Annotated in this window: 13 protein-coding genes; 3 read left to right on the top strand and 10 right to left on the bottom strand. The window is 43.2% G+C overall.

Features of this window, described 5'->3' with window-relative positions:
• Window positions 1-22: 22 nt before the first annotated feature.
• Both AMBT_RS04785 and fadR read right to left on the bottom strand, forming a co-directional pair.
• Window positions 23-2,128, bottom strand: coding sequence for a S9 family peptidase (locus tag AMBT_RS04785; protein ID WP_013783454.1), 2,106 nt, complete (start codon window positions 2,126-2,128; stop codon window positions 23-25).
• Between the two features lie 311 nt (window positions 2,129-2,439).
• The gene (gene fadR / locus AMBT_RS04780; protein ID WP_013783452.1) at window positions 2,440-3,150 is read right to left on the bottom strand and encodes a fatty acid metabolism transcriptional regulator FadR; all 711 of its coding nucleotides are present in this window, start codon (window positions 3,148-3,150) and stop codon (window positions 2,440-2,442) included.
• A 441-nt stretch (window positions 3,151-3,591) separates the two neighbouring features.
• Here fadR and nhaB point away from each other — a divergent pair, with 441 nt between their 5' ends.
• The 3 genes from nhaB to AMBT_RS04765 are packed head-to-tail and all read left to right on the top strand — an operon-like array spanning window position 3,592 to window position 6,257.
• Complete coding sequence (nhaB, locus tag AMBT_RS04775) at window positions 3,592-5,175, top strand: sodium/proton antiporter NhaB (protein ID WP_013783451.1); 1,584 nt, start codon at window positions 3,592-3,594, stop codon at window positions 5,173-5,175.
• 9 nt (window positions 5,176-5,184) lie between these two features.
• Window positions 5,185-5,712: a disulfide bond formation protein DsbB gene (gene dsbB / locus AMBT_RS04770; protein WP_013783450.1), complete on the top strand. Its 528-nt coding sequence runs from the start codon at window positions 5,185-5,187 to the stop codon at window positions 5,710-5,712.
• On the top strand, window positions 5,709-6,257 hold the full coding sequence (locus tag AMBT_RS04765; RefSeq protein WP_041452491.1) for a GNAT family N-acetyltransferase: 549 nt from the start codon (window positions 5,709-5,711) through the stop codon (window positions 6,255-6,257). Before dsbB ends, AMBT_RS04765 begins: the two co-directional genes overlap by 4 nt.
• Here the strand turns inward: AMBT_RS04765 and AMBT_RS04760 are convergent.
• From AMBT_RS04760 to AMBT_RS04725, 8 genes are all read right to left on the bottom strand, one after another.
• Window positions 6,254-6,748, bottom strand: a complete 495-nt coding sequence (locus AMBT_RS04760) for a YcgN family cysteine cluster protein (protein WP_013783448.1) — start codon at window positions 6,746-6,748, stop codon at window positions 6,254-6,256. The two genes, AMBT_RS04765 and AMBT_RS04760, sit on opposite strands and share 4 nt — an antisense overlap.
• Complete coding sequence (locus AMBT_RS04755; RefSeq protein ID WP_013783447.1) at window positions 6,748-7,410, bottom strand: fumarylacetoacetate hydrolase family protein; 663 nt, start codon at window positions 7,408-7,410, stop codon at window positions 6,748-6,750. The genes AMBT_RS04760 and AMBT_RS04755 overlap by 1 nt, the downstream gene beginning before the upstream one ends.
• A 1-nt stretch (window position 7,411) precedes the next feature.
• Complete coding sequence (locus AMBT_RS04750; RefSeq protein WP_232363220.1) at window positions 7,412-8,371, bottom strand: lytic murein transglycosylase; 960 nt, start codon at window positions 8,369-8,371, stop codon at window positions 7,412-7,414.
• Between the two features lie 32 nt (window positions 8,372-8,403).
• The gene (locus tag AMBT_RS04745) at window positions 8,404-8,700 is read right to left on the bottom strand and encodes a YcgL domain-containing protein (protein WP_041452773.1); all 297 of its coding nucleotides are present in this window, start codon (window positions 8,698-8,700) and stop codon (window positions 8,404-8,406) included.
• 21 nt (window positions 8,701-8,721) lie between these two features.
• Complete coding sequence (gene rnd, locus AMBT_RS04740; RefSeq protein WP_013783444.1) at window positions 8,722-9,879, bottom strand: ribonuclease D; 1,158 nt, start codon at window positions 9,877-9,879, stop codon at window positions 8,722-8,724.
• A gap of 56 nt (window positions 9,880-9,935) precedes the next feature.
• Window positions 9,936-11,588, bottom strand: a complete 1,653-nt coding sequence (gene fadD / locus AMBT_RS04735) for a long-chain-fatty-acid--CoA ligase FadD (protein WP_013783443.1) — start codon at window positions 11,586-11,588, stop codon at window positions 9,936-9,938.
• A gap of 119 nt (window positions 11,589-11,707) precedes the next feature.
• A complete protein-coding gene (locus AMBT_RS04730) occupies window positions 11,708-12,547 on the bottom strand; it encodes an alpha/beta fold hydrolase (RefSeq protein WP_013783442.1) in 840 nt (279 codons plus the stop codon).
• A 157-nt stretch (window positions 12,548-12,704) separates the two neighbouring features.
• Window positions 12,705-13,349, bottom strand: a complete 645-nt coding sequence (locus AMBT_RS04725) for a Slp family lipoprotein (RefSeq protein WP_231882102.1) — start codon at window positions 13,347-13,349, stop codon at window positions 12,705-12,707.
• Between the last annotated feature and the right edge of the window lie 225 nt (window positions 13,350-13,574).

The following is a 13,574-nucleotide window of genomic DNA, read 5'->3' as shown; positions in this document are numbered from 1 at the left end:
GTGCTAGCTTAAATCTCGTCAGCTAGATTTCTATACCTGCCAGGTAAAACACGAATGCATATTCTAGCGCTGTTGACTCAAAACGTTTGAACCGACCAGATGCACCACCGTGGCCAGCTTCCATATCTGTTTGAAACAACAACAAATTATCATTCGTTTTGTAGTCACGTAGTTTCGCAACCCATTTCATCGGCTCAAAGTATTGCACTTGTGAGTCGTGAAGCCCTGTTGTCACTAACATGTGAGGGTAATCTTGGGCACTCACTTGATCGTACGGTGAATAAGATAAAATATAGTCGAATTCATCTTTATTCGCAGGGTTACCCCACTCTGTATATTCCCCAGTGGTTAAAGGAATGGAGTCGTCACTCATGGTAGTAACAACATCCACGAACGGAACATGAGCAGAAATCCCTAAATAAAGTTCAGGTGCCATATTCGCAATCGCGCCCATTAACAAACCACCCGCACTGCCGCCCATCGCGAACACACGATTAGGATCGGCATATTGCTTTTCAATCAAGCCTTTTGATACGTCGATAAAGTCGGTAAATGTATTAATTTTGCTGTGCATCTTACCGTCTTCATACCACTGTCGGCCTAACATCTGCCCGCCGCGAATATGGGCAATCGCTACCACAAAGCCTCTATCTACTAGCGATAACCAACTACTTCTAAATGTTGGCTCAATCGTGGCACCGTAAGAACCATACGCATACTGATACAGTGGATTAGTGCCATCTTTGTTAAACATATCATTACGATAAACCAACGAAACGGGAATACTTGCTCCATCCTGCGCTATAATCATGACACGTTCAGAGGTATAAGCCGCTGAAGAAAATGTGTCAGAGACCTTAGTTTGTTTAAGGACTTCTTTATCGAAGGTGTTTAAATCGATATCTACAATGCTTGCGGGCGTAGTTAACGAACTATAATAAATACGCAAAGTATTAGTATCTTGCTGAGTGTTACCGGTAAAGTAAGCGCCGTAAATAGGGTCATCGGTAGGTATTACTGTGGCTTTATCAGTGTTTAGATTGTGCGCAACCAGACGTAACACACCGTCTTGCTTCTCTTTTACTACCAAAAAGTCGCCTAACACTTCAATATCTTGAATAAATACGTCAGGGTTGTGGCTAATCACCTCTTCCCATTTGGACATGTCATCGGTTGCAGAAGCTGGCGCTTTCATAACTCGAAAATTAGTTGCTGCATTGTTAGTCAGAACAAAGTAGCTATCACCCGACTTTTCAATGCTGTATTCCTCATCTTCTCTAATAGGCAAGAATGGAACTGGCGCTTTAGTAGGTTGGTTCGCATCTATTAAGGTCACTGCACTTTTGTCTGTGTGACTATGATGAATGTAAATCATGTCATCATCTTTGCTTTTACTAATGTAGGTATAAAACGTAGGATCAGTTTCCTCAAACACTAGCGTATCGTCTTCTTGGGGTGTACCAAGCACATGACGATAAACCTGGAAGCCTAATAAGGTTTGCAGATCTTTCTTCACATAGAAAAGGTGTTTATTGTCGTTGGCCCACTCTACAGCACCAGAGGTACCTGTCAGTTGGTCTGACAGCAACTCACCCGTGGCTAAATTTTTTACAAGAATAGTATAAACGCGACGGCTCAATGTATCTTCAGAATACGCGAGTAAGTTATTGTCGGTGCTTACTGAGTAGTCGCCAATATTATAGTAGTCATGGCCTTCGGCCATCACATTCATATTCAGTAATACCTGTTCCTCTGCATCCATCGATGGTTTACGCAGATAAATAGGGTATTCATTTTCCCCAGAGTATTCGGTGAAGTACCAATAATCATTTTTTAAATAGGGAACCGTTGTGTCATCTTTCTCTATTCGGGCAATCAGCTCTTCGTACAAGGTTTCTCTGTTATCTTTTAATGGCGCCATAACAGTTTCTAAATACGCATTTTCTTTTTCTAAGTGCGCTAACACTTTCTCGTCTTCACGACTATCATCTCGCATCCAGTAATAGTCATCATTACGAACGACGCCGTGAGCTGTTAACTCATGAGGAATTTTCTGTGCAACCGGTGCTGGAGTATCAGTAATCAATTTAACGCCTTGCTGTTTTTCTATTTGAGAGGATTGTTTCATGCTAGTGCTATTATCGCTGCACGCTCCAAGCGAAAGACTCGCCGTCAACGTCATACACGATGCTATCCATAAAGATTTCATGATAGTTCCTTTTCCGGGAGATGATATGTGACAAAACTTAACCCCAAAGTATAGGTAATTTGTAAGGTTTATATAGGGTTAAAAAGCACTAATGCAGCCAAACTGAGTAGTAAATAGTTACAAGCTGTGTCTTAAAACAAAAAAACGCCCTGAAAGGACGTTTTTGATAATACGTTAATAACTACGATTTTAGCTTGAGGGTGAATTCGCTTTCCCCTACAGCCATCGCGCTAATCCACAATATCTTTAGGCATACTGTCTCGTACTTGCTGCCAAACTTTACCACTTTCAATACCATAGTCTCTTACTACAACAGGTACTTTATCGTGTCTTTCGTTTTCTGCAGCATCAAGCAATTTCGCGTAATAAGCTTTAGCCACATCTCGCGCTTGTTCATGATCGAAATAGAAACCACCAATACGCGAATACATACCTCTGAAACCATTCATCATTAACACGAACACATTATTATTTGATGCCAATGCTAAATCATGGGTCATTTGGTAATCGAATTGCGCAAAAGCAGCGCCGTCTTCTTCCACGTTTTTATAACGAGCAATAATCTCAGCTGATTCTTTGGGGTTGTTGCGAATTGCACCTCGGATAAACACAGCACTTAAATTTGTACGTGCCGCTAAGAGGTTGTCTACTAGCTCAGGAATGCCTTCTTGATCAAGACGCGCTAACGTTTCTAGAATGTTCAAGCCACAGCTTTCCCAAAAGTTATTCACTTTTGTGGGTTTACCATGCTGAATGGTCAACCAACCGTCACGAGCCAAACGTTGCAAAACTTCACGTAAGGTTGTGCGTGTTACACCAATAAGTTCTGAAAGCTCTCTTTCGGCAGGCAAAATTGTACCCGGCGGGAAGCGTCCACTCCAAATCGATTCAACAATATATTCTTCGGCAAATCCAGCGGGACTCTGCGCCTTATAAATCATAACTAATCGCCTGCACGTTATTGTTATTCTGCGACTGATTGTACCAGATGCGCTTTTATTATCACAATGAAAAATCCCCTGCCAACAACACTTGTTAACATTTCATTAAAATAATCCTAAAACTTTTGCGTTAATCGTTTTTTATCACGCAAAAGCAGACTTACTCAACGCAATAAACTACATTGTTAGGTTGATTAACAACCTAACGTGAGAAATTCCGCTAACTTTCCTTTTATGGGGTCTGTGAATTGCTTTCTCAAGGTTGTAATATCATGTACGCTTAATTTCGGACTATTATAATGAAAGCAGCAAAACTGCCCGATTATCGACAACTTGCAATCACTTGCCCTCGATGAAAGTCAGTTTATGTGTGCAATAACCAGAAATTCAAAACGTAAAGACGCAATGTTAGCGGCTTTGTTGTAAAAGGAATAGGAACTCATGCAAACCTCAATGATCTCGGCGGTCTTTAGTAACTTTCTGGGACACGCACCAAATTGGTATAAGCAGACCATAATTGCCTTCCTCATTATCAACCCAGTATTGTTTATGGTTGACCCCTACTTGGCGGGTTGGACATTAGTGATCCAATTTATCTTTACTCTCGCCATGGCGCTCAAATGCTATCCGTTGCAGCCAGGTGGTTTACTACTCATTGAGGCCATGTTCATTGGGATGACTACGCCCGGGCACATGATGCACGAAATTGAGGTTAACCTTGAAGTACTATTACTTCTGGTCTTCATGGTTGCCGGTATCTACTTTATGAAAGACCTGCTGATGTTTTTATTCACCAAGTTAGTGATTGGGGTTAAAAACAAAATGGTGTTGTCACTGTCGTTTATCTTTGCATCAGCCTTTTTATCGGCATTTCTTGATGCGCTAACCGTAGTGGCAGTAATCATCAGTGTGGGTTTAGGTTTCTACTCTATTTACCACAAGGTCGCTTCAGGTAAAGAGTTCCACTCAGATCATGACCACACGAGTGACGACGGTGTAGATTCGCTAGGCAGTAATGACCTAGAAAACTTCCGTGCCTTCCTTCGTAATCTAATGATGCACTCTGCGGTAGGTACCGCACTGGGCGGCGTGATGACCATGGTAGGTGAACCGCAAAACCTAATTATTGCTGATAAGGCTGGATGGGATTTCGTTGAATTCTTTATCCGCATGGCCCCTGTTAGCTTACCTGTTTTCGTTTTCGGCTTGTTAACCACCATGATCCTAGAGAAAACGGGTTGGTTTACTTATGGTGCAAAACTACCAAATTCAGTAAGAAAAATTCTTACCGATTACAGCGAACATATGGATAAAAGCCGCAGCAAACGTGAAACAGCTAAGCTCGTGGTTCAGGCACTAATTGGCGTATGGTTAGTAGTGGGCTTGGCTACGCACATGGCGTCAGTAGGGTTAATCGGCCTTTCTGTTATTGTACTAGCAACGTCGATGAGCGGTATTATTGAAGAGCACGCTTTAGGTAAAGCGTTTGAAGAAGCCCTACCGTTTACCGCATTGCTTTGCGTATTCTTTGGTGTTGTGGCTGTGATTATCGACCAAGGCTTATTCCAACCTGTTATTCATTGGGTACTAAGCTTTGAAGGTGAAACCCAGATGGTGATGTTTTACCTCGCCAACGGTGTGTTATCTATGGTGAGTGATAACGTGTTTGTAGGCTCTGTGTATATCACAGAAGTTACCGCAGCCCTGCAAGCTGGCCAAATTACTCGTGACCAGTACGATATGCTAGCGGTTGCGATTAACACGGGTACTAACTTGCCGAGTGTTGCTACACCTAACGGTCAAGCTGCATTCTTGTTCATGCTAACCTCTGCGATTGCACCTTTACTACGCTTGTCTTACGGCCGCATGGTGATGATGGCATTGCCATACACCATTGTGCTAACCATTGTGGGCTTGGTAGCTACCTATGTAGGCTTAGCCGATGCAACCCAATGGCTGTACGACATGCACTTAATCGAACATCATACCGCGACAGAAGCTGTTAGCGGTGTGGTTTCACACTAGGAAATAGACATGCGTTCAGTAGTACATCGCATTAGTCGCTGGGCAGAGCACAAGTCTTCATGGCTTGTGCTTTTTGCCACATCTCTGGGGCTAGAACTAGCTGCACTTTATTTTCAATATGGTATGGGCTTGAAACCCTGCATTATGTGCATTTACCAACGAACTGCCATGTACGGCATTGTGTTGTCAGCACTTTTTGTTTTGATTAAAAATAACGGCCTTACCCGCATGGTCGGTTTTGCCGGTTGGGCAGTATCTGCTGGTTGGGGCTTTTTAATCGCTAAAGAACATATTGGTATTTTAAATGCGCCGAACCCTTTTTTCGCCAGCTGTGAAATCGTGCCTAACTTCCCATCATGGCTGCAATTGCATGAGTGGATACCTGCCATTTTTGCCGCCGAGGGTGATTGCTTAGAAGACAGTTGGCAGTTTCTTTCAATGGGAATGGCTGAGTGGATGCAAATTCTATTTGCCGCTTACTTTGTGGTATTTGCTATTGTGTTTGCATGTAGATTGCTGGATAAGAAACCCTTTTGATAGACCTTTCTATTTTGCCGTCTAGGCTCCCTCCTATCCACACAGAACAGGGACCGGTGACAATACAGCGCATAGCCCCTAAACATGTTGAAGCCTTGTGTGAGGCTTCACAGCAATCTATTCATCATGTAAAACCCTGGCTTGGTGCCACGCTGTGCCCAGTTACCCCTGCATTGGCGAAACAATGTATTCAATCTATGGAAGCCGCACGAGAGTCAGGCTATGGGTTAACCTACTTGCTTATGCACGATGAGCGCTGTTTGGGCATGGGGATTATCAACTATATTCACCACACTCATCTAACCGCGAATTTGGGTTATTGGCTTCGTTCCGACTCATGTGGAAAAGGCCTAGCAACAGCCATTTGTGAGGCGTTAAAAAAATTAGCCTTTACACAAATGAATTTACACCGATTAGAATGCCTTATCGAGCCCAACAATAAAGCCAGTTTGCGTGTAGCCGAGAGAATTGGTGCTGAAAAGGAAGGACTGTGCCGCAAGCGCATTTTTGGGCGAGATGCGCTGCTTTACAGTATTACCGCTTAATCTAAATCTTCCAACGGCCAAATGGCAATATAATCTTCGAAGGCATCTAAATTCACATCGGTTTCAAACACCGTTTTGTTTCGCACAGACATGCCATTTTTGTGCATCACGTGCTTTTTGCCCTTATTCAACAGTGGATGCCAAGACGGCAAACCTCGCCCTTCATGCAGACGGCGATAAGCGCAACTTGTAGGCATAAAGAAGATATCTTTTAGGTTTGCTTTAGTTAGCTGAACACAATCAGGAACAAGCTCAGTTCGCTTCGCATATTGGGTACATTCACAACTTTTTGTATTTAGCAGAGAACAAACAATATTAGTGTAATGAATTTGCTCATTGGCATTGATGTAATCTGTAGGCGCTTGCGCTTCCTCGTTTTCATCGTCAATAAACTTATGTAAGCAACATTTTGCACAGCCATCGCATAATGACTCCCATTCCTTTTGGGTCATTTCTTCAAGGGTTTTGGTTTCCCAAAAAGGGGCAGTCATTAGCGTACAACCTTTGTATTAACAGTAATTTTATCGTGTAAGGTGGCTTCGATAGTGTCACCCACAAGCAATGGCCCTACCCCTTTAGGGGTGCCAGTTAACACTATATCACCCGCATCAAGAGTAAAAGTCTGCGACATGTGAGCAATTAAGGGCACTATTTTATGTAGCATCATTGCGGTATGCCCAGATTGACGCACTTCACCGTTTATACTTAACGTAAAACGTAAATCTTGTAAGTCAGTGATGCTATCGATTGGAACGAAGCCTGACACTGGACAACTTAAATCGAAGGACTTTGCGCGTTCCCAGGGTTGCCCTTGCGCCTTAAGCTCGCGCTGAACATCACGCAAGGTTAAATCTAAACCAAGCCCAATACCCCAAATGGCCGCTAACACTTCATCTTCTGTTGCTTTAGACACCGCGTGCTTTAGCAGCACAGCAACTTCCAGTTCGTTATGGCATTCACCTTGGTCGGTAGGAATACTGAGCGGTTTGCCCATGTCGCACAACGCCGCTTTGGGTTTTAAAAACAACAAAGGGGATGCTGAAACCACGGATTTCATTTCTTCAATATGATCAAGATAGTTGCGACCGATGCACGCCACTTTTCCTACTGGCAAGGCAATGGGATTGCCCTGAACATCTAAATGTTGATACATATTAGTACCCTCGTTTTATACGTTCAGAAAGGTAACCTACCGACACACCGAAGTAACTAGAGCGGTTCCATTTCATCAAGGTATGAAAGTTATTATAGACAAGATAAACACGTCCTTCGCTGCCATCAGGCATAATGAGAGAAGCCTGAATATCAACATTAGGCAAATCGCTACCGTCGAAACGTCTAACGCCGGCTTGTTGCCAATCGGCTAAAGGCTTATACAGGCTTTTTGAAAGGCCGAACTCCTTTATAGGCTGGGTTAAAGATACCTGCCTACCCCACGTGCCGTTATAATCCCACCCTTCTGATGAAAGGTAGTTTGCAATAGAAGCAAAAACATCGGCTTCGGTTTGCCATATATCTTTTCTGCCATCACCATCGTAATCTACCGCGTAGTTTAAAAAGGAGATTGGCATAAATTGGCTTTGCCCCATGGCACCAGCCCAAGAACCTTTCAACGCATCAACGCTGGTATGCCCTTCATCAAGAATAGTTAACGCGGCAAAAAGGTTGTCTTTAAACAGTTTTTCTCGGCGGCCTTCATACGCCAGTGACGCCAAGGCAGACAGCACACTGTAATTACCTTGAATACGTCCAAAATTTGATTCATTCCCCCACAGCGCAACAATAAATCGGGGTTGTACCTGAAACTTCTTCCCTATCTCTTCAAGCAGTGGCTTGTGCTTGTTGTACATTTCAACCGCTTGCTGCACTTTCCAGTCAGGCACACGACTGGCTAAGTAACTATCAAGTGTAATTTTCTTTTCAGGTTGATTTTTATCAGATTTAATAACTGTTGGGCGGAAACTAATATCACTAAAGGCGTCGTTAAGTAATGATTCATCAAAGCCCTTTTGCTGGGCTTCGGCTTTTAACGCTGTTACGTACTCGGCAAACCCTTTTGCTGTTTTGTCTTCGGCTTGGGCAAACCCAATGCTTGCCAAAACACCCGCGACCATAAGCAGCGATGCTTTTAACCATTTACCCATTTCTAAAACTTTTTATCTGGTGTGGCTTGTAAACCCAAAGACTTTCGATGCGCCATCAATAAGTCGTCTTCTTTAGGTGGCAACTGAAGGTAAAAGCCTTTCTCTTCAAGTTCAGCAACCAGCTTTTGTTTGTCGACTCCAGCTAGTTTCTCGTGCTTATCTAATGATAACACCGTGACTAACTCGGGCTTGCCAAACTTCTCTTTAAGTATTTCAGGCACATCTTCAAATTGGTCTTTATTAGGCACGTATAAGTACATGCCTAGGTGTTTTCGTGATTTATAAATCGCGCACAACATCATTTCGTAAACTCTCCAACGTTAGAGACTAGGTTTATTACCTAGTAACTTTTCTAAATGGGGTTCAAATAGTGGCGCTCTCCAACCAGATAATACATCTGGCTTAAGGCCTAGCACTCGGGTTTCGTCATTGTCGAACCAGTACCATTTTAGCACTTGGTTTAATTGTTTTTTAGAGGCAATGACTTCAGGCGATACATTATTTTCGTTGGCAATTTTATCGCTGACCGCTTTTAGCGATGCTAGTGTTTGCTTATAGCTTGCAACGTCAATCAAACGACTGACTTTAGGTAACCTCTGTGACTCAGAAGTAGCGGCATATTTATCTCGGGCTTCGCTTATTAGCGTAATGATGGTCTCACCGTAGCGCCTAATCGACTGTGGGTTCACCCCGTGTAGTTGAGACAAACCCGATTTGCTTGAAGGCATTAGACGCGCAGCTTCATAAAGATGTATTTCTTTAAATACAAAATTTAATGCCATGTCTTTTTTACGGGCAGTGGCGAGTCGCCATGCAGCAAGAGCTTGTAGTACGGTAAGTTGCTCTTTTGATAAACGCCAGTTGTTTTTAATTTGCATATACGCAAATTCTTCCGGCATTTGACTGCGCTTTTTATCTGCTAACTGGGCTATTTCTTGATATACCCACTCTAACTTCCCGGCTTCATTTATTTTTTCTACTAAATGTTCGTAGCAAGGCAATAAATACAGTACATCGTTGGCCGCATAGCTAAGCTGTGCTTCCCTTAAAGGGCGTGCTATCCAGTCAGTACGAGACTCGCCTTTATCTAGGCTAACATCGCACAATAACTCCACCAGCTTTGCGTATCCTAGCGATGCACCCAAGCCTAAAATACTCGCCGCAAATTGACTGTCGAATACGGGTGTTGGTACGGTGTTAAAAGCGGTCAGGAAAGTTTCAAGATCTTCTGAGCACGAGTGCAGCACTTTTACCACACGGGTATTTTCCATTAAGGCAATAAATGGCGAGAGATCATCAATCGCAAGCGGATCGATAAGTACTAACTGATGCCCATCATATAACTGGATTAAACCAAGATGCGGTGACAGTGTTCTCGTACGAACAAACTCAGTGTCTAGCGCTACCGCTTTTTGTTGCTGGGCAAGATTGCACACGCTATCGAGTTTTTCAAAGGTGGTTACTAATTCATATTGCATAATAATAAAAAGCCGGCTTACGCCGGCTCTACAGTTTTCCTAATTCACTTACCGAATTAATCTCGTAGTTCCCGACGCAGAATTTTACCTACATTGGTTTTAGGTAGATCTTCTTTGAAGACTACCTGCTTGGGCACTTTATAGCCCGTTAAGTGTTCTCTACAGTGCGCAATAACCGCTTCAGCAGTAAGCGAGTCGTTGTTGCGAACAACAAACAACTTAACCACTTCACCACTCGCTTCATTTGGCACACCAACCGCTGCTGACTCAACAATGTTGTCATGCATAGCAGCCACTTCTTCAATTTCGTTTGGAAACACATTGAATCCAGAAACGAGGATCATATCCTTTTTACGGTCAACAATATAGAAATAACCTTCATCGTCTACCGTAGCGATGTCTCCAGTGGCAAGCCAGCCATCTTTAAGAATTTCGTCAGTGGCTTCTGGGCGGTTTAAATATCCTTTCATCACCTGCGGGCCTTTCACCCAAAGCTCACCTGGTTCGCCTTTTTCTACCTCGTTACCATCATCATCAAGAAGTTTGATGTCGGTAGAAGGTACTGGCATACCGATGGCGCCTTTGTAAGCGTCAATTTGTGGTGGGTTTACCGTTACAACTGGTGAGCACTCCGTTAAGCCATAACCTTCAAGAAGTACAGTACCGGTAACCTTTTCCCACTTTTCAGCAACAGGACGCTGAACGGCCATGCCGCCGCCTAAGCCAAACTTGAAGTTCTTAAAATCAAGTTCGCTAAACCCTGGTGTGTTTAATAAACCATTAAACAAGGTATTTACACCCGGAAGAATAGTGAAAGGGTATTTACTCAATTCATTTACAAACCCTGGCATATCACGTGGGTTAGTAATCAGTAAGTTTTGGCAACCGTATTTAAGGAACATCAGGCAGTTCGCAAGCAATGCGAATATATGATAAAGCGGCAACGCCGTTACCACGAAGTCTTCGCCTTCATCTATTACAGTTTCTAAAATGCCAGAAACCTGCTCAAGATTCGCAATCATATTGCGATGTGTCAGCATGGCGCCTTTAGATACACCCGTGGTTCCGCCGGTGTACTGCAGGAAAGCCAGTTCATCGTTGGTTAAATTGGGGCGTGTGTAGGTTAACGATTGCCCTTTCTTTATTGCGCTGGTGAACGACGTGGTAGCAGGCAAATTAAAAGCCGGCACCATTTTCTTCACGTACTTCACTACCGCATTCACTACCCAACGTTTTGGTACAGGCAACATATCGCCTAACGAAGTAAGAAACACTTCTTGAATGTTTGTTTCGCTGATCACTTCTTCAAGCGTACACGCAAAGTTTTCAACAATAACAATTGCCTTAGCATTCGCATCGTTCAACTGATGCTTCAACTCTCTTGCGGTGTACAGTGGGTTTACATTAACCACAACCATACCAGCACGAAGTACACCGAACATGGCAACAGGGTACTGAAGCAAGTTCGGCATCATTATCGCCACGGCATCACCGCGTTTTAACCCACTATTTTGTAGGTAAGCAGCATATTGTGCAGATAATTTGTCGAGTTCGCCAAAGGTCATCGACTGACCCATGTTGATAAACGCAACTTTGTCTTTAAACTTTTTTACTGATTGTTCGAATATATCGACAACGGATGCGTAACGATCTGCATCAATATCTGCAGATACACGAGGGTCGTAAAACTTGAGCCAGGTTTTTTCCACCAAAACCTCCTTCACTTATTTTTAACACAAAGGCGCGTGAAGTCTCACGCGCGTTTGAGCAACTGGTCTAATAACTTGCGAATAGTATAGGAAGTGTAAAAAAAAATAAACTATACAGTTTACATTTGCTCAACAAACTGACGGATTAACATGCCAACGTCGTCAGTTTTTTCCATGTGAATATGATGGCCGCCTGTTAATTGCTCAAACCGAGCATTTTTAAACCAGGATTGCCTTTTCTCATAAACACTGTCCAAGGTTTTAAAGCTACTTGACGCGCCTATAAAAAGTATAGGACAAACTATCGCACTCATGATGTTTTCTGCTTGATCTTCGGTTAAGCGAAGTACAGATTTGGTGCGAAGACGCGGGTCGCTCGACCAAAAACAATGGCCACCGGCATCTTGCGTAAGATTCCTTTCTAGAATTGCGCGTGCATGCTCAGCTGGAATATCAGAGACCTTACAGCGGGCTTTAACTGCATCATCTAAGTTAACCAAGGTTAACTTATTGCGCTGTTTCTTCTTCCTGCTAAGAATAGCTTCCCGCATTTGCGCTTGGCTGGTGTTCGCCTCTAACGTTAGTGGGCCACACGCATCAAGGCTTATTACCCCCTTCACTTTTTCAGGAAATAACCCAGCATACAACGATGCTAAAATACCGCCCATAGAATGCCCAAGCAGTATAACCTGTTCCCACTGTTGATCTTCTATCAATGCATGCAAGTCTTGTAAATAATCAGCTTGATTATAGTGCATGCCTATTGGCCTATGCGATGAACGGCCATGCCCAGCAAGATCAAGGGCGATAAAGCGTTGAGATTGCAGATATGGCGCCAGCAACCTAAGGCTTTCTGCATTATCTAAATACCCATGTAGCCCTATCACTACGGTGCCAGCACCTTGGTTTTCTAGTGCAGCTAAGTGTAAATTTCCTGATGTGAATTCAGTTTCTATCATGTTGCTCCCTCACACAATATGTGCGGCAATACTTTGCCTATAAAGCGCAAAATATTGCCAGATAAAAAATAGGGAGGCAATATCTTGCCTCCCTAGTAAATACATATTTTTATTCAAATACGATTATCTTTACGAAAGTTTTCATCTGGTAGACTACTTATTTCTCTTTATCCTTGCGCATTTTTTCATGCGAGGCTGAAATAGCATTAGACCGACTTTTTGAAGGTTTAGGGCTAGAAGGCGAATTATCGTAGCGTGTTACCCGCACCCTTCTATAGCTTGGGTAGCCCCAAGGTCTGTGCCGCATAAACGGTGAATACCAACCCGTACCATAATCAAAATAATACATGTTCACGTCGTAAACCTCTTGTTTACGCCACATGTGGTAGTCATCAGCCAATATTGTAGGGTACATGTAGGGTTGTTCACCTACCATGCCTGATGTGGGTGGCACCAATTTGCCAACAAACGTGGCCGAACGTCCTTCTTCAAAAACGATAGGATCAACAAAACCGTCGATTTGCACTTTAAAGCGTCCGACAGTTTCACCGCTACTATTAGGCTTGCCATAATTATTCAGTGGAAAATGAACAAGTTCGATGAAGGTTTTGTTTGGCTTATTTTCAACCCCAACAATAACACCGCCCCACCGCGCCATTTTACCTTGAGCATTAGCGCCAGAGGTAACGGCCTTGGAATAAGAAACTAGCTCAGTACCTTTTGGCACCTCTACGCTTTCTGGCACAATCGCACAACCTGCGAAAAGTACCACACTTACTATCACTAACATTCTAACCAGCATGAAGCCTCCTTTTGGCCGCCTAAGCACTTTTAACTTGTAACTGATACTAAGCGCCGAGAAAATATATAGTACTACAAATAGTAATGAATCGAACCCTAATGCGCTGAGTAACGGTGTCACCCTGTTAACCCACATTTTCACCAGAGACTATCATTAAAAAATGACCTTACCAGTAGGGTACTTTGGCTTAAAAGTTAGCATTGATACTTAACAAATGCCATAAAG

The sequence above is a fragment of the Alteromonas naphthalenivorans genome (genome assembly GCF_000213655.1).
Lineage (GTDB): Bacteria > Pseudomonadota > Gammaproteobacteria > Enterobacterales > Alteromonadaceae > Alteromonas > Alteromonas naphthalenivorans.
The sequence above is the reverse complement of the archived record's forward strand: the minus strand, read 5'-3'. Positions and strand labels throughout refer to the sequence as shown.